At 61.4% G+C, this 16,466-nt stretch carries 15 protein-coding genes and 3 tRNA genes; 13 read left to right on the top strand and 5 right to left on the bottom strand.

Going from position 1 to position 16,466, the window contains the following annotated elements; genetic code table 11:
* Positions 1 to 6: 6 nt before the first annotated feature.
* On the bottom strand, positions 7 to 357 hold the full coding sequence (locus I6E51_RS12440; protein WP_197110493.1) for a DUF4229 domain-containing protein: 351 nt from the start codon (positions 355 to 357) through the stop codon (positions 7 to 9).
* A 55-nt stretch (positions 358 to 412) separates the two neighbouring features.
* Here I6E51_RS12440 and I6E51_RS12435 point away from each other — a divergent pair, with 55 nt between their 5' ends.
* The 4 genes from I6E51_RS12435 (at position 413) to I6E51_RS12420 (ending at position 4,092) form a co-directional block, all read left to right on the top strand.
* The gene (locus I6E51_RS12435) at positions 413 to 745 is read left to right on the top strand and encodes a PLD nuclease N-terminal domain-containing protein (RefSeq protein ID WP_197108278.1); all 333 of its coding nucleotides are present in this window, start codon (positions 413 to 415) and stop codon (positions 743 to 745) included.
* Complete coding sequence (gene menD, locus I6E51_RS12430; protein ID WP_197108276.1) at positions 726 to 2,441, top strand: 2-succinyl-5-enolpyruvyl-6-hydroxy-3-cyclohexene-1-carboxylic-acid synthase; 1,716 nt, start codon at positions 726 to 728, stop codon at positions 2,439 to 2,441. The genes I6E51_RS12435 and menD overlap by 20 nt, the downstream gene beginning before the upstream one ends.
* Before the next feature lie 70 nt (positions 2,442 to 2,511).
* A complete protein-coding gene (locus I6E51_RS12425; RefSeq protein ID WP_197110492.1) occupies positions 2,512 to 3,336 on the top strand; it encodes a polyphosphate kinase 2 family protein in 825 nt (274 codons plus the stop codon).
* 111 nt (positions 3,337 to 3,447) lie between these two features.
* Positions 3,448 to 4,092 (top strand): arsenate reductase ArsC, encoded by a 645-nt coding sequence (locus I6E51_RS12420; RefSeq protein ID WP_197108272.1) that lies wholly within the window; start codon positions 3,448 to 3,450, stop codon positions 4,090 to 4,092.
* A gap of 50 nt (positions 4,093 to 4,142) precedes the next feature.
* On the opposite strand, the gene I6E51_RS12415 is transcribed toward I6E51_RS12420, so the two are convergent.
* Positions 4,143 to 5,396, bottom strand: a complete 1,254-nt coding sequence (locus I6E51_RS12415; RefSeq protein WP_197108270.1) for an isochorismate synthase MenF — start codon at positions 5,394 to 5,396, stop codon at positions 4,143 to 4,145.
* Positions 5,397 to 5,523: 127 nt separating this feature from the next.
* Here I6E51_RS12415 and ubiE point away from each other — a divergent pair, with 127 nt between their 5' ends.
* The 3 genes from ubiE to I6E51_RS12400 are packed head-to-tail and all read left to right on the top strand — an operon-like array spanning position 5,524 to position 8,851.
* A complete protein-coding gene (ubiE, locus tag I6E51_RS12410; protein WP_307783970.1) occupies positions 5,524 to 6,333 on the top strand; it encodes a bifunctional demethylmenaquinone methyltransferase/2-methoxy-6-polyprenyl-1,4-benzoquinol methylase UbiE in 810 nt (269 codons plus the stop codon).
* A 26-nt stretch (positions 6,334 to 6,359) separates the two neighbouring features.
* Entirely contained in the window at positions 6,360 to 7,436 is a 1,077-nt protein-coding gene (locus tag I6E51_RS12405) for a polyprenyl synthetase family protein (protein ID WP_197110491.1), read from the top strand.
* 56 nt (positions 7,437 to 7,492) lie between these two features.
* Positions 7,493 to 8,851, top strand: coding sequence for an FAD-dependent oxidoreductase (locus tag I6E51_RS12400; protein ID WP_197108266.1), 1,359 nt, complete (start codon positions 7,493 to 7,495; stop codon positions 8,849 to 8,851).
* Positions 8,852 to 8,908: 57 nt separating this feature from the next.
* Here the strand turns inward: I6E51_RS12400 and cls are convergent, their stop codons facing one another.
* From cls to I6E51_RS12385, 3 genes are read right to left on the bottom strand one after another with little or no spacing between them, the layout of a single operon-like run.
* On the bottom strand, positions 8,909 to 10,384 hold the full coding sequence (gene cls, locus I6E51_RS12395) for a cardiolipin synthase (RefSeq protein WP_197110490.1): 1,476 nt from the start codon (positions 10,382 to 10,384) through the stop codon (positions 8,909 to 8,911).
* 59 nt (positions 10,385 to 10,443) lie between these two features.
* The gene (locus I6E51_RS12390) at positions 10,444 to 11,643 is read right to left on the bottom strand and encodes a sodium:proton antiporter (RefSeq protein WP_197108262.1); all 1,200 of its coding nucleotides are present in this window, start codon (positions 11,641 to 11,643) and stop codon (positions 10,444 to 10,446) included.
* Positions 11,644 to 11,655: 12 nt separating this feature from the next.
* Positions 11,656 to 12,144, bottom strand: a complete 489-nt coding sequence (locus tag I6E51_RS12385) for a YajQ family cyclic di-GMP-binding protein (protein ID WP_197108252.1) — start codon at positions 12,142 to 12,144, stop codon at positions 11,656 to 11,658.
* Positions 12,145 to 12,278: 134 nt separating this feature from the next.
* Between I6E51_RS12385 and I6E51_RS12380 the strand changes: the two genes are divergently transcribed.
* The 6 genes from I6E51_RS12380 to I6E51_RS12355 all read left to right on the top strand — a co-directional run bounded on the left by I6E51_RS12380 (position 12,279) and on the right by I6E51_RS12355 (position 16,463).
* Positions 12,279 to 12,360, top strand: a tRNA-Tyr gene (locus I6E51_RS12380).
* A 58-nt stretch (positions 12,361 to 12,418) separates the two neighbouring features.
* On the top strand, positions 12,419 to 13,534 hold the full coding sequence (locus I6E51_RS12375) for an ion transporter (RefSeq protein WP_307783968.1): 1,116 nt from the start codon (positions 12,419 to 12,421) through the stop codon (positions 13,532 to 13,534).
* An 86-nt stretch (positions 13,535 to 13,620) separates the two neighbouring features.
* The gene (locus I6E51_RS12370) at positions 13,621 to 14,421 is read left to right on the top strand and encodes an inositol monophosphatase family protein (RefSeq protein WP_197110488.1); all 801 of its coding nucleotides are present in this window, start codon (positions 13,621 to 13,623) and stop codon (positions 14,419 to 14,421) included.
* 134 nt (positions 14,422 to 14,555) lie between these two features.
* Positions 14,556 to 16,193: a peptidoglycan DD-metalloendopeptidase family protein gene (locus I6E51_RS14590; RefSeq protein WP_307783966.1), complete on the top strand. Its 1,638-nt coding sequence runs from the start codon at positions 14,556 to 14,558 to the stop codon at positions 16,191 to 16,193.
* A gap of 99 nt (positions 16,194 to 16,292) precedes the next feature.
* A tRNA-Thr gene (locus I6E51_RS12360) sits at positions 16,293 to 16,364 on the top strand.
* Between the two features lie 25 nt (positions 16,365 to 16,389).
* Positions 16,390 to 16,463 (top strand) — tRNA-Met (locus I6E51_RS12355).
* Positions 16,464 to 16,466: the final 3 nt, after the last annotated feature.

Genomic DNA, 16,466 nt, shown 5'->3' with positions numbered 1-16,466 from the left:
ACGTCGTTACGGGGAGTCATTGCGAGGCGTAGGCGTCGTGCCCTGCTCGGTGGGTGACGCGCTGGCTTCCGTTTCGGACTCCGTGTCTGCTTCAGCGTCTGCTTCCGCAGCATCGCGGTCGGCGGCGGCATCCTCAGCGTCACGATCAGGATCGTGGGCGGGGCGTCCGCGACGGGAAGCAAGGTCGAGAGCCACGGCATCCCGCAGCTTCGAGAAAAACACATACGAAATAGCGAATCCCAGAATTGCGGCGATGAGGGCGGCGATCCACGGCTCGACGTTCGCGATCATCAGCACGGTAAAGGCTGCGGCGAAGACTCCGACGCGGAGAAGAGAGTAGGCGATCCAAGGTTTCACGGCAACAGTCTAGGCTCGCAACCCGCGTGCAGACTGCGAGCGGTAGAATGGTGGCATGCCTCGCCTATTGGTCGTCCTCGCTTTCGCGATCGTCGCGGTAGACGTGTTCTCCATTGTGGATGTGATCCTTACCGAACGCAGCCGGGTTCGCGCTATGCCGAAGGTGTTGTGGATCATCGTGATCCTGCTGCTGCCGGTTATCGGAGTGGTGCTCTGGTTCATGCTCGGCAAGGCACGTAGTGCCAATTCTGGCCAGACGCGCACTGTTGCACCCGACGATGATCCTGACTTCTTGCGCAAGATGCGCCGTCAGGAAGAACAAGATGAGCGCATTCGCCGCCTCGAACAGGAACTTGCAGATCTCGACGATGACGATAAGACCAACTAACTCTCCAGCCACCAACTTCTCGGTAGCCCTTCTCGAAGAGTTCGTTCGTCTCGGCGTTCGAGACGTTGTGCTGAGCCCAGGCTCGCGCTCGCAGGCTCTCGCACTGGCTGCTGCCGAATTCGAGAAGCAGGGCTTGTTGCGGTTGCGCGTGCGCATCGATGAGCGCGTTGGTGCCTTCCTCGCCTTGGGCCTTGCCGTCGAAACAGGCTCGCCCGTGCTCGTCGTCACCACCTCTGGCACCGCCGTCGCCAACCTGCACCCTGCCGTTCTTGAAGCGCACCACTCGGCAGTTCCTCTGATCATCATTAGCGCCGACCGCCCCGACTCCTTGCGCGGTATTGGCTCCAACCAGACCACGCAGCAGCCGGGTATTTTTGGCACCGCGGTGCACCAGACGTGGGATGTTGAAGCGCCGACCGGCGCTGATGGTGAGATGGATGCCGCAGCGCAACTCGCTCGCGATGCTGTCGCCGCGGTCAATGGCCCCGTTCACCTCAATCTGTCTTTCGATGATCCGCTGTCTGCGCCCTTCGTGTGGGAACCCGGTGACAGAGATGTCGCCCCCGAACCGGCGGGCACCCGCGAGCCCGTCTTTCCCGATCTCTTCAGCGACCTCGATCCTGTGATTGAAACCACCACGCATCAGTCGCCGGGCGCTCCCACAAATCTCGCCATCTCGCCGTCGCCCGCCACCGTCGTTATTGCGGGCACCGGCGCTGGCCCTCGCGCCGAGCAAGTAGCCCGCGAGCTCGGCGCACCGCTCATCGCGGAGGTCGCGAGTGGAGCCCATTTCGGGCCCAACCTCGTGGTCGCCTACCGCGAGCTGCTGAATGCCGCCAACTTCGGTGACCGGGTGGCACGCGTGATCGTGTTCGGGCACCCGACTCTCAGCCGAGAGATTCCCGCGCTCATTCAGCGTCGTGGGGTGCAAACCATTGTGGTGCGGCATCCGTCGGCCGACGATTACAACCCCGGTCGGTGCGTTCGCCTCTTTGTCGATGAGGTTTCGGTCTCGGGCGAAGCCACCGATCGCGCATGGTTGGGTCGCTGGGTGATGTCGAGCCGTCAGTTGCTCGAAACCGAGAGCATTGCCCCTGACATCGAAGCGGATGCCGGAACCCACGCCAAATCAGAACTCGCGATCGTGCGCACCCCCGTTGACCGGCGGATGCTCGCCGAAGCCGTCTGGCGTGCCACGTGGCCGCACGATCGTCTCGTCCTTGGCGCGTCACGACTGATCCGCGAGGTCGATCGTGTGGTGCCGGGCAAGAAGATTTCGGTGCACTCCAATCGTGGCCTCGCCGGTATTGACGGCACGATCTCGACCGCTCTCGGAATCGCGCTCGCGAGCCAAGCCGAAGCTGGCAACGAGGGAGTCACTCGTGTGCTCCTTGGTGATCTTGCAATCTTCCACGATGTGGGCGCGCTGATGTTTGGCGTTGGCGAACCTCGCCCGCGCATCCAAGTGATTGTCGGCAACGACAACGGCGGCACCATCTTCGACGGCCTCGAGGTGGCGAGCCAGGCTGGCGACAGTTTCGACCGGGTGCTGCTCACGCAACAGAACGCCTCCATCGAGGCGCTCGCTGTCGCGTACGGCTGGCGGTATGTTTCTGCGGCAACGCGGGGCGAACTCGATCAAGCATTGTCTGCACACCCCGAGCCGACCATCATCGAGGTTCCGCTCGGCCGCTAATGTCGATGCCGTGGCCGCAGTCGCGCCCGGTACCCCTAGCGCTGAGAAGCGTGCCGAGTAGCCTTGAGGCATGAGCACACTCACGCCTGTCACCGCTGATTTCGAGCTTGCCAGCATCGATCCGTCATCCACTCCTGAGTTCGATGGCAACAAGAAGGATGCCGAAAAAGCTCTCGAGAAAAACGGCGAACGTCTCGCTGCGCTTCAAGAGCGGCTCTTCGCCGAGAGCAAGTTCGGTGGCGAGCGCCGCGTTTTGCTCGTGTTGCAGGCGATGGATACCGCGGGCAAGGGCGGCATCCTGCGGCACGTGATTGGCGGGGTCGATCCGCAGGGCGTGCAGATTCATGCCTTCAAGGCACCGACCGATGAGGAGAAGTCACACGACTTCTTGTGGCGCATCCGCAAGGAGCTCCCGGGCCCCGGCTTCATCGGAGTCTTTGACCGCTCGCACTATGAGGACGTGCTGATCCACCGCGTGCGGGGGTTCTCGACGCCTGAGACGGTCGACGAGCGCTACGGCATCATTCAGGAGTTCGAAAACGAATTGATCGCGCAGGGCACGACGATCATCAAGGTCATGCTGCACATCGGCGCTGACGAGCAGAAGGACCGCCTGCAAGAGCGACTTGATCGCCCCGAGAAGCACTGGAAGTACAACCCGGGCGATGTCGACGAGCGACTGCTGTGGGATGACTATCAAGAGGCTTACGAGATCGCGCTGCGCCGCACGACGACCAAGAACGCTCCCTGGTATGTGATTCCGGCGAACCACAAGTGGTACGCGCGCTGGGCTGTTCAGCAGCTTCTGCTCGAAGCGTTGGAGAGCCTTGACCTGCAGTGGCCGAGCGCCGACTACGACGTCGAGGCTGAGAAAGTGCGACTCGCGAACAGCTAGTCGGCTGGTGTGGGCTGGCCGTTAGTGAACGGGAAATGAATCTGCTCGTTAACACTCGAAAATACATAGACGTTCATCTATGCTTTGAGTGTTCAAGCGAAACGAGGAATCATGCGCACCCCATCTTCTGGTCAACTTCCGCTTACTGACCCCAACGACGTTCTTCGCCGCGGCGCTGAACGTCTTGCGGTGCAGTACGACGGCCTCGTGAGCGAGGAAACCATCGAGCGCGTTCTCTTCGAGTCCTACGCTGCGCTCGCGCGCACCGCGAAAGTTTCTACGCACCTCGCGAGCCTCGCCTACCGCTTTGCGCACGACCGCCTCGCTGCTCTCGCTCAGGCGAAGGGCGTGATTCCGAAGACGGTGCCTGAGGTGCTCTTTGTCTGTGTGCAGAACTCCGGGCGCTCGCAGATGGCCGCAGCGTGGCTTCGCGAGCTCGGCAAGGGGCGCGTTCACGTGCGCTCCGCCGGATCAGAGCCGGGCGCGAGCATCCTGTCTCTCGTCGTCGACGCGATGGCAGAAGAGGGCATCGCCCTCACCGACGACTTTCCCAAACCACTCACCGACGACGTCGTGCGTGCCGCGGATGCCGTGATCACGATGGGCTGCGGCGACGCCTGCCCGATTTACCCGGGCAAGCGCTACCTCGATTGGCAGCTCACTGACCCTGCCGACCTCGACATCGACGGAGTTCGACGGGTGCGCGATGAGATCCGCGCACGTGTGGAAGAACTACTGCGCGAGATCGCGCCCTAGCTTCCGGCGACGGCAACAGAGGAGGCGGCAGCGGCGGCTTGCCCGCGTCGCTACCCGAAAGCTTCGACGATGGGACGGAACTTCAGTTCGGTCTCGGCGAGTTCCTTCTTGGCGTCAGAGCCCGCCACGATTCCCGCTCCGGCGTAGGCCGTGATGCGCGTGCCGGTCACTTGGGCGCAGCGCAACGCAACAGCCCATTCGCCGTTGCCGTGGGCATCCACCCAGCCAACCGGGCCGGCGTAGCGTCCGCGATCGAAGCCTTCGAGTTCATCGATGATGCGGATGGCATCGGGCGTTGGGGTGCCTGCGACGGCCGCGGTCGGATGCAGAATCTCGATCAGGTCGAGCGCACTCGCGTGCTCCCGGAGCCGGCCATCGATGTCAGTCGCGAGGTGCCACAGGTTGGGCAGCTGAAGCGTGAAGGGTGCGGATGCCGCATGCAGTTCACTGCTGAGCGGTGCGAGGGCATCCATGACGCTGGCAAGCGCGAGCGCATGTTCTTTCTGATCTTTGGGGGAGTTCATGAGGCTTCCGGCGGCTCGCCCGTCGGAGATGCGGTCTCCGCCGCGCGCGGCACTGCCGGCAAGCACGCGGGCGCTGACGGCACCGTTGTGCACTCGCACGAGCGTTTCGGGGCTCGAGCCAATGAGGCCGTCGACGGCAAACGTAAAGGTGTCGGGGTAGCGCGCAGCAAGGGCGCTGAGGGGGATGCGCAGATCGGCGTTCTCGGGCAGGTCAGCGTGTTGGTCCCGCGCGATAACGATCTTGGCTGCCGCACCGTGGGAGATTTCGCGCAGGGCCGCTTTGACGGTCTTGGTGAAGCCTTTTGCGCTCATCTCACCGGGGGTGAAAACGATGTGCACGGGGTCCCCGGCGGCTTCTCGAGGGTCAGCGGGAAGGCCATCGGAGGTGACAGGCAGGCCGCTGGCTTCTCCGGCGGTAATGGTGGTGACCCACTGGATACCGTCGCGGCTCCCGACAACAATGCGGGGAACGATCAGCACACTCACGGCATCCGAAGAATCGGCGAACGCGAAGCTGCCGAGGGCGATCAGGCCGGTGCCAGCGCGCTTCACGCTGTCGTGAATGATTGCGGTGCGCGAGAGTTCGTTCCAGGCGGCCGCGGCGTCGGTGAATCGGGTGGCACCTCGGAACTCGAGTCGCAGCAATTCGCCAATACCAACAAGGCCTTCGCCGTCGCGAATGAAGCCGAGAGGATGCTGCGGGGTGATCCAGTCGAGTAGTCGATCGACGGCTGCGGTTGGGCGCGTAACACTGCTCAGGACGGCATGGGTGCTAGCCATGGCACCTTCTCCGATTCTGCCCGTGACCGGACGGCTTTTGCCCCAACAATGTCTCCCAAGTATCAGAGTACCTGTCAGTTGCGGGCAGGAAAGTGAGCATCCGCTCTGAGCGCCCTAGACTAGTGATGTGGGTAAGGCTGACATGAACAAGCGACCGGAAGACGTAGCCGGAATGTTCGATGGTGTCGCAAAACACTACGACCGCACAAATAACGTCCTTTCCGCCGGCAATGCGGTGCTGTGGCGCGCTGCAACAGTGCGAGCGGTGGCCCCAGAAGCGGGCGAACGCATCCTCGATATTGCGGCTGGCACGGGCACAAGCTCGGCAGCTTTGCACCGCAACGGTGCCCGCGTTGTCGGTCTCGATTTTTCGACCGGGATGGTCGAACAGGCCCGCAAGCGTCACAAGAAGATCGAGTTCATTCAGGGCGACGCTCAGCAGTTGCCGTTTGGCGACAATGAGTTCGACGCCGTCACGATCAGCTTCGGTCTGCGCAACATCAACGATCCGCGCGCAGCGCTGTCGGAGATGTACCGCGTTCTTAAGCCGGGTGGCCGTCTGGTGATCACCGAGTTCTCCAAGCCTCCCGTCGCGATTGTTCGTGCCGGATACTTCACCTACTTGAACCGTGTCATGCCGATCATTGCTGATCGTTCAAGCTCGAACCCTGAGGCATACACCTACCTCGCCGAGTCGATTCGCGAGTGGCCAGACCAGGGCGAACTCAGCCAGTGGATTCGGGCTGCCGGGTTCACTCGCGTCGCGTACCGCAATCTCACCGCAGGCATCGTTGCCATGCACCGTGGCCACAAGCCTGTTGATGAAACAGTGCTGGCCTCCGTCGCTAAGCGCAAGGGCAATGCCACTCGTCCGATCAAGACGATCACTATGCCCAAGACGCCCAAGACCTCTTCTGACAGCACACCGAAGCCGTAGCGCTTCGCAAAAGAAACCGGTTGATAGTGAACCCGAGTGTTCCGTCTGCTCGCCGCAGCAACACCCTGAGCTCCTCACTGGGCTTGGGCGAGAAGCTCTTTGCCTCAAGCGATGAGCGTCGTTTTGCTGCCGCGATTGAGGAAGGTCTCGACCAGGTCGAGGCCGGCCTCTTGGCCCACATGGCCTTCGCCGACGACGTTGCGGATGCCACGAGTCGCTACTTGCTCGAAGCGGGCGGCAAGCGCGTGCGTCCGGTGCTTGCACTGCTCACGGCTCAGCTCGGTGAGGGCAATAACGCTGAGGTGGTGACGGCGGCTCAAGCCGTAGAGATCACTCACCTCGCGTCGCTCTACCACGACGATGTCATGGACGAAGCGCAGTTGCGCCGCGGAGTTCCGAGCGCTCAAAACGTGTGGGGCAACTCCGTCGCGATCCTCACGGGCGACCTGTTGTTCGCGCGGGCAAGCAAGCTTGTCGCGGGTCTCGGCGAAGAGGCCCTGATGTTGCAAGCGAACACGTTTGAACGGTTGTGCCTCGGCCAATTGCACGAAACTCTGGGCCCGAAGCCGGGCGAGAACCCTGTTGAGCACTACTTGCAGGTACTGGCCGACAAGACGGGGTCGCTCATTGCGACCGCCGCCGAGGTTGGCGTGATGTTCTCGAATGCGCCGGTGGAGTACACGAAGCCGGTTCGCGAGTTCGGCGAAAAGGTCGGCATCGCCTTCCAGCTCATCGATGACGTGATTGATCTGTCTGATGAGACCGGCAAGACGGGCAAGCAGGCGGGAACCGATCTGCGCAGTGGCGTTGCCACGCTGCCGCTGCTGTACTTGCGCGAGCTCGCCGTCACCAACAGCGATGCTGCCGAGTTGTTGACCCGCATTGAGCGCGACGTGAATGCCAACTTCTATGGTGAAGGCGACGAAGAAGCTCTCGATGCTGCCGTGACCGAGCTCCGCGAGCATCCCGTCACGAAGAAAACGTTGGACGAAGCCCGTCGTTGGGGTCGCGAAGCTGTTGACGCTCTTGCGCCGCTGCCCGATGGTCCAGTCAAGAAGGCACTCACGCGCTTCGCCGAAAACGTCGTCGAACGCTCGAACTAACTACTCCATACTCGCCCGCGCCCCGGGCGCCCCGAGATGAACGGAAACGACAACTGATGAGCAAACTGCGACTCGCCATTGTTGGTGCTGGCCCCGCCGGAATCTATGCTGCCGACATCCTGCTGAAGGCGGAGCGACAGTTCGAAGTGTCGATCGACCTGTTCGAGCAACTGCCGGCACCATACGGTCTTGTTCGCTACGGTGTTGCGCCCGATCATCCGCGCATCAAAGGCATCGTGAACGCGCTGCGCGACGTGCTCGACACCGGCAACATCCGCCTCTTCGGCAATGTCACGTACGGTCGCGACATCACGCTCGACGACCTCAAGAAGCACTACAACGCCGTGATCTTCTCCACCGGTGCTGTGCGGGATGCCCCGCTGCCGATTCCCGGAATCGAGCTGCCAGGCAGCCACGGTGCCGCCGACTTCGTCAGCTGGTACGACGGTCACCCCGACGTTCCGCGCGAGTGGACCCTCGACGCGAAAGAGACCGCCGTCATCGGCAATGGAAACGTCGCCCTTGACGTCGCCAGAATGCTCGCTAAGCACGCGGATGACCTGCTGCCGACAGAGATCCCCGCCAACGTCTACGAGGGCCTTAAATCGAGCCCCGTGACCGACGTGCACGTCTTCGGCCGCCGTGGACCGATGCAAGTGAAGTTCACGCCGCTCGAACTGCGCGAACTCGGCGAACTCAACGACGTCGACCTCGTCGTGTACGAAGAAGACTTCGACTACGACGCTGCCTCGAAAGCGGCCATCGAATCCAACAAACAGATCATGGTGCTCGACCGCATCTTCACGAAGTGGCGTGGCGAAGAAAAGGGCACGGCATCCCGCCGCTTGCACTTGCACTTCTATGCTGGCCCCGTTGAGGTGCTCGGCACCGATCGCGTTGAAGGCTTCCGTTACGAACGTACGAAGCCCGATGGTGAAGGCGGAGTGGTCGGCACCGGCGAATTCCGTGAGGTTGCGGTGCAGAGCCTGTATCGCGCTGTCGGCTACTTCGGATCACCGCTTGACGGCATCCCGTTCGACGACCGCCGCGGAGTGATCCCCAACCGCGAGGGTCAAGTCATCGACGACAATGACGAACAGGTCAATGGCGTTTATGCGACCGGGTGGATCAAGCGTGGGCCAGTCGGTCTCATCGGCCACACCAAGTCTGACGCGATGGAAACCATCAGCCACGTCATGAATGATCAGGCCAACTGGTGGGCTCCCGAGCATCCCGATGAGCAGTCGGTCATCGACCTCCTCACGAGCCGTGGTGTCGAGTACACGAACCTGCAGGGGTGGCAGTCGCTGGATGCCCACGAGATCGCTCTCGGTGAGCCTGAGGGCCGCGCGCGCATCAAGCTCGTCGACCGCGACGAGATGATTGCGGCATCCAGAGCCACTGACTCGGAATAGCAGTTCAGGGCCGATTCGCCCACGGAAAGCCGAATGCGGCGTGACGTGCCGCTGTCGTTACTGAACGGCGGCGGTGAGCCGCGCGAGGTTATCGAGCACCTTTGACCGTCGTGGTCGTTCCATCCACTCCTCAAGGGTGAGTTCGCGGCTGACACCGCGATACTCGGACTCGAGCTCGCGCATCTCAGCGATGAACTCCGGCCCGCGAACCATCACCGAGATTTCAAGGTTGAGGCTGAACGAGCGCATGTCCATGTTGCTCGAGCCAATCACCGCGACTTGATCGTCGATGGTGAAGTGCTTGGCGTGCAGCACCGTTGGGGTGGGGTAGAGCCAGATTCTTACCCCGGCACGAAGTAGCGTCTCGTAGTAGCTGCGTTGCGCGTGATAAACCAAAGCCTGGTCGCCCACCTCCGAGACGAAGAGCTGCACATCGAGACCGCTCTGCGCGGCAGTAGTGATGGCGTAGAGCATCGAATCGTCGGGCACAAAGTACGGGCTCGTGATGATCACGCGCTCTTGAGCGGCATAGAGCAACGAGTTGAACAGCCGCAGGTTGTTCTCTCCCTCAAAGCCAGGGCCGCTCGGCACAACCTGAGCATCGAGGCTCGTTGTGGTTGCGGTGGGAGGTGCCAGCGACGCCTCACGCACTAAGAGTTCGTTTGTTTCGCTGTACCAGTCGGTGATGAAGAGTGCATGGATTCCCGCAACGATCGGTCCCTCAAAACGCACCATGAGGTCTTTCCACTGCAACCCGCGCTTTTTGTTCACACGCTTGTTGTAGGTGGAATCGACCATGTTCTGAGAACCCGTGAACGCAAGCTTGTTGTCGATGACGAGCAGCTTGCGGTGATTGCGCAGATCGGGGCGCTGGAACTTCCACTTGAGCGGCTGGAGGGGGAGCATGACCTCCCACTGCAATCCGATTTTCTTGAGGCGACGGATGGTGGTGAGGTATCCGGGAGCGCGAAGCGATGCCAGATGATCGAGCAGAACGCGCACCCGAACACCGCGGTTGTGGGCGGCTTCCAACGCGTCAAAGAATGGCGCAGTGGTGGGGTCGAGACTCAGAATGTAGAACTCGACATGAACGTAGTTGTTGGCATCGTTGACCGCTGCAGTCATCGCCTCCAACGATTCTTGATAGTCGGAGTAGAGCGTTGCAGAGTTGCCGCCCACGAGAGGCATCGCGCCAAGCGTGCGATTGAGCTCCACCACGGGAGCAAGCCAGAGCGGCCATGGTTGATCCTGTTTGACCTGGTCCATGCCCTCCGTGGACTCGAGGATGAACTGGTTGATTTCGGACTGCTTATCGCGTCGCCCCTTGGGGAGCTTGCGGCTGCCGAAAATCAAGAACAACAGGATGCCGACATAGGGAATGAAGAAGATAGCCAGCAGCCACGCCATGGCGGTTTGCGGTCGGCGATTGCGAGGAACGTAGATGAGCGACAGCACCCGAATCACGAAGTCGAGAAGCACAAGAAAGGCAGCTAGTACCGCTGTAAAGCTGAAGTCGATGCCGCTCAGGTCCATGGGCGAAGTCTACCGAGTTCTCGCCAGTAACCGACTGCCTGGTCGCGGCGACGCGGCGGCTACCAGCGCGGGGGAGGGCCCTGCCAAGCGGGGGTCTCATCGGGCGTGACGAACGATCGAGCCACCACGACATCCGTTGACGAATGGGCGACGATCGACATCGCAATCGTGAGCGCCACGATGTGGAAAATCAGGTCGCCAGCCGGGATGTCGGCCGAGACCACGACGAGCACGTACACGACCGACGCGAACCCCTTGGGCCCGAACCACATGGCGGCAACCTGTTCACGCATGGAGAGGCCGGAGCCGAGGAACGAGAAGTACAACGCGATCGGGCGAGCAGCGATCAGCGCGAGCACGGCGAAGAGCCAGCCCGTCCACGCGATTTCGCCCAAGAACTTGAACGACAAGAGAGCGCCAAAGACCATGAGCGCCAAGAGTTTCAGAAGCTCGGAAATGATCTCGCCGAACTCCTCGAAGGCTTCGCGCTCCTTCTGCCCCACCGTTGCCACCATCACGCCAGCGGCAAACGCAGCCAAGAAGAGGTTCGCGTGGGTATAGCTTGCCAGCGCGAACACCAAGAGGCCGATAGCAATCGGCACGATCGGCTCGAAGACGCCGGCAGCAGCAAACAGCCGAGTGTGGAGGGCCTTGATGACGATCCACGGCACCGCAATACCGATGGCGGTGCCCGCGAGAAGTTCTATTCCCAGCTCGCCCAAGTGCAAATCTTCTGAGCCCGAGCTGACAGCCAAGAACACGACCACAAAGGGCAGCGCCAAACCGTCGTTGACGCCCGACTCCACATTCAGCAGCTGACGCAACCGCTCGGGCACCTGTTTGTTGCCGACAAGGGCGGCCGCGAACACCGGGTCTGTGGGGGCAAGGATCGCGCCGATCAGTAACGCTTCAGGCCAATCCAGTCCCAGCATGAAATGCGCCAATACCGCTGTGATGCCGAGAGTGAGAGGCAAACCCCACCCGAGAGCGCGACCGGGAAGTCGCCACGCCTTGCGCAAGTCACCCCAGCCCATCTTCATGCCATCCGTGAAGAGCACTACAAAGAGTGCGATCTCGGCGATTGTCGAGACCTCGGTCGACGACGAATCGATATCGAGGATGCCCGTTGTCTCCGAGCCGATCACAAAGCCGACAACCAAAAACAGGACAGCGGCCGACAGTACCGTTCGCCCCGCGAGCGCAGAGAACAGCACCGCAACCAGCAGGGTCGCAGCAAAGATCAGCAGGAAAACATCCATGCTGGGGGAGTCTTAGCGGAAGTTCACAAACTGGAGAGCGACTTCGATGTCTTTGCCCTTCAGCAGTGCCATCGTGGCCTGAAGGTCGTCGCGGCTCTTCGACTGCACGCGCAGTTCGTCGCCCTGAATCTGCGACTTGACGCTCTTGGGAGCTTCGTCGCGGATGATCTTCGAAATCTTCTTGGCGTCTTCTGACGAGATGCCGTTCTTGAGGCTGATCTCGATGCGGTATTCCTTGCCGCTGGGGAAAGGCTCGCCGGCGTCGAGGCTGCGCAACGAGATGCCGCGCTTGATGAACTTGGCCTCGAGCACCTCGAGAACCGCTTTCACGCGCTCTTCAGCGCTTGCCTTGAGGAGGAGGCTTTCGCCAGTCCACTCCACCGAGGCGCCTACGCCCTTGAAGTCGTAACGCTGAGCAAGCTCTTTTTGCGCCTGGTTGACGGCGTTTTCCGCCTCCATTTGGTCAACTTTGCTCACAATGTCAAACGAAGAATCAGCCATGCGCCCATGCTACCCGCGGTCGGCCGAGAACTCCCACCGACCAGTTTTCGGGAAGTGGTCACGTGAAGCCCAGATTCCTTGTATTCTGGTTCAGCGCGTTCGGTCAGATGAATACATGTGGCCGGAGGCGTCTCGGCGAGTTACCCAAGTGGCCAAAGGGATCTGACTGTAAATCAGACTGCATCGCATTCGAGGGTTCGAATCCCCCACTCGCCACCGAGATACCGAAAGGCCCCGCGCGCACAGTGTGGGGCCTTTCGTGAATAATAGGCGCGTGACTCTAACTTCTTCTCCCGAGAGCCCGTCTTTTCGTCATCGGTTAGCGCAGTTCGTTGACTCAGCCCCAGTGCAGAACTTCGTTCTCGCCGTCATCATCGTGAACGCCGTGGTGATTGCCCTCGCTACCGCGGCCGAGGAGGGAACGACCACCTACAGCGTGCTCCATGCCCTCGACAGCATTGCGCTCGTGGTGTTCGTTATTGAGCTGCTGCTCAAGCTCGTCTCCTACGGTCCGAAGCGCTTCTTTACCGACGGCTGGACCGTTTTCGACTTCATCGTTGTTGCGATCGCCCTTGTTCCGAGTTCTGGGCCGCTTTCGGTGCTGCGGGCATTGCGCGTGCTGCGAATCCTGCGCGTCGTGAAGTTCCTGCCTCAAGTGCGGATGGTCGTGGAAGCGTTGCTGCGCTCATTCCCCGGCATCGGCGCCATCGCACTGTTGATGTCCCTCGTCTTCTTCGTCGCATCCGTCATGTCAACAGAACTGTTTGGCGATGCGTTCCCCGAATGGTTCGGAGACATTGGAAAGTCGACCTACTCGCTCTTTCAGATCATGACGCTGGAAAGCTGGTCGATGGGAATCGTTCGCCCCATCATGGAAGTGATGCCGCTAGCGTGGCTCTTCTTTGTGCCGTTCATCCTGATCGCCGCCTTCATTACGCTCAACCTCTTTATTGCCGTCATCGTCGACACCATGCAATCGCTGCGTGTGGAGCGCGAAGAGGCAGCAGGTGCTGAGGCGGAAAAAGAGAGTCCGCGCCTGGCCTTGGAACTGGACGACGACGAGCTCGCCCTGCTATCCACCGGCCTAGCTCGGTTGTCGGCGACAGACTCTGCTCCGCACGAAGTTCTTCAGGTGTGGGGGATCGAAACTTCCGCAGCGTTGAAAGAGGAAGCGCAGCGACTGCACGAGGCGCTCGCCGGGGACAAAGAGCTCTCGCACGCAGACTGGGCGCGAACGTTGTTCGCCGCCGATATGGCACTAATTAGGGGTCTCTCTGATGGGGCTGCTGAACAGCGCGCCGCCGACGATCAGGCTGCCCTCGCTCTCTCTCGTTCAATTCGCGCTCGGATCAATGCGCACGGTGCGCTGACTTCACCTGCGATCGGATGACATCTCGCCGCTTGTAGGTGCGGTGCTGTTGCCGGGGCCCCAATGGTGCGGGTCTCGCATCCTCCGCTGAGCCCTAGGCTTAAGTCATGCCTCATGACGAACTCCTCGACCTTGCCCGCAGCGTTGCCACGCAGGCGGCAGAGCTCGCCGCTCGGCGCCGCATCGAAGGTGTCGCCGTTGCCGATCGCAAGACATCGTCAGTGGATGTCGTGACCTTCGCCGACCGCGAAAGCGAAGAACTCATCCGCAGCCTGATCGCCGCCGCGCGCCCCAACGATGGATTCTTGGGCGAAGAAGGCGAAGCGAATACGGGCACGAGCGGACTGACCTGGGTTGTTGATCCCATTGACGGCACCGTGAACTACCTCTACGGCATCCCGCACTACGCCATCAGCGTTGCCGTTGTCGAAGGCGACCCCGACCCTTCGACGTGGCGCGCGCTCGCCGGGGCTGTCGTGAATCTCGGCGCTCAGGAGACCTATACCGCCACGGCCGGCGGCGGGGCCTTCCTCAACGGCGAACGACTTCAGGTGGCCGAAGCAGTAGACCTCTCGCAGGCTTTGGTGGCGACGGGGTTCTCCTATTTGCAAGAGCTGCGAGTGAAACAAGGGCGAGTGGTTGCAGGACTGCTTCCCCAGATTCGCGACATTCGCAGAATGGGCACCGCATCCCTCGACCTCTGCATGGTGGCATCGGGGCGCGTGAATGCGTACTACGAAGAAAGCCTGAACCCGTGGGACCATGCGGCCGGGGCACTCATTGCCCGCGAGGCCGGCGCTACGGTGAAAGGCCGGGGAACGCAGGCTGAAGGCAAGGACTTTATCTTGGCTGCGGAACCAGCCGTTGCCCAGAAACTTGAGGCAGTATTAATGCAGCTAGACGCGTGAACTAGACCACTTTAAAAAGGTGTGGCAACTAGACCACTTGCGCGCTAGCCTTTATGAATCTGTTACCTGCGTGCAACCCGTACGCGCGCAGGTTCATACCCGAATTATGCATTCACACCTAGCAGGTGAATCGCGTGGAGGAGAAGAATGTCACTGACGAGCGCCAGCGCCGCAGCGACTCTCTCCTCCCGTCACGCCGGTCTCGCTCTATGAGCCAAGACCACCTGTTCCCACAGCAACCGGGAACCGCGGGCAACGCTCCGCTCACTCGAAAGCAACTGCGCGAGCTCGAGCGCGTGGCTCAGCTTGACGCTAAGCAGAAGCACGGCACGAAGCAGCGCAGCACGAAGCAGTCCGCTGCTACCCCGTCGGTGGAGGCGCCGACTACTCCCGTGCTCGCTGACCTGTTTACGCCGCACTCGATGGATGAGCCCACTGCCGCCCACGCGCCGGTAGTGGTTGAGCGGGCACCCGCCATTGACGTGGCTGTTGTCGTCGAAGCGGCTCCGGTGGCCTATACGGCGCCGGTTCTCGAAGCGGCTCCCGTAATCACTACGGCCCCGGTGGTCGAAGCTTCGCTGCCCAGCCGACGCTCTTTGCGCGCCCAGCAGGCCAACGCAGCGGCAGTGCCGGCGATCCCCACAGCGCCCGCCTCGGCGTCGGTGCTCGGCGCCACTGCGCCAGCAGCGGGAGCCCCAACCGTTTCAGAGCGACTCTTCACCGCGCCGATCGCGACGGTGCCCGCATCCACCGCGTCGGTTGCGTCAGATCTGGTGGCTGAACAGGCTTCGTCCGACGAGCCGCTCAGCATTTTTGGCATCACCCCTGATCCGGCTATCGCATCCACTTCTGTGGCTGTCGCCCCGGCTGCGCGCGTTGCGCACGATCTGCCGAGAAAGAAGCGGGCGAAGTCGGGCAAAGCTGCCACGAGTGCTCGTGCGCCGAAGCCGACGAAGGTTGCCACAGCTCCAGCTTCACGCGCGCCACGTGGCTCCGCCGTGAAGTCGAAGCGCGTCTGGGTTTCGAGTGCAGCATTCGCACCAAGTGGAACGCCCCGTCGCCGCACGAAGGCCGCCGCATCCAAAGCCTTCTCCTTCGTCGCCATGCTTTTTGCTGGGGCGATCCTGGTTGGCGTCTCGGTGCCCTCGAACGCGTTCGTGGATGGCGACGCTGCGATCACGGCAGCTATTGCCCCGGAAGCAGATCTCGCGGCCCTCAGCAACAACGTTCGCCCGTCGCAGTCCTTGGCGGTGTCGGGTGAAGTCGAAAGCGAACTCGCTGCCCACGACAGCATCAAGGTCATCTCCTACGCCGAAGTTCTGGCGCTGCAGTATGCGGGAGTCGACTACGACTACAACGCGACTGTCGGTGCTGTGCGCTGGCCGTTCCCCTATACGGTCCCCATCACTGATGGTTTCGGCGATCGCGTCGGCGGCTTCCACAAGGGAACAGACTTTGCGGCCGCATCCGGTACGCCCATCTATGCAATCGCAGACGGCACTGTTGACCTCATCCAGGCCGACTGGTCGGGCTACGGATATCACGCGATCATTAGCCACGTCATCAACGGGCAGCAGGTCGAAAGCCTTTACGCCCACATGATCACCGACTCCAGCCCGCTTGTGGTTGGACAAGAGATTAAGGCCGGCGATTTCATCGGTCTCGTTGGTGAAACTGGTATCGCCTACGGCGCACACTTGCACTTCGAAGTGCACCTCGATGGTGTTCCCGTTGACCCCTATGCTTGGCTCACGACGAATGCTGTCGACTAATTTTCTTGTAGGGTCGATTTTGACCCAAAAGCGTACTTAGAGGCCCTAAACGGGTGCTAGTCTCTTACGGTGCCAATTGCGCGTTCAGCGCTTTTGTGTGCCCCCTTAGCTCATTGGTAGAGCACTTCCTTGGTAAGGAAGAGGTAGTGGGTCCGATTCCCACAGGGGGCTCGCTTATCCAGTAATTGGATGATGCGGCTGAGTAGCTCAGTTGGTGAGAGCGCACGACTCATAATCGTGAGGTCGCGGGTTCGAATCCCGCCTCAGCTACAA

It is taken from the genome of Salinibacterium sp. NSLL17, from assembly GCF_015864935.1.
GTDB lineage: Bacteria > Actinomycetota > Actinomycetes > Actinomycetales > Microbacteriaceae > Rhodoglobus.
The sequence above is the reverse complement of the archived record's forward strand: the minus strand, read 5'-3'. Positions and strand labels throughout refer to the sequence as shown.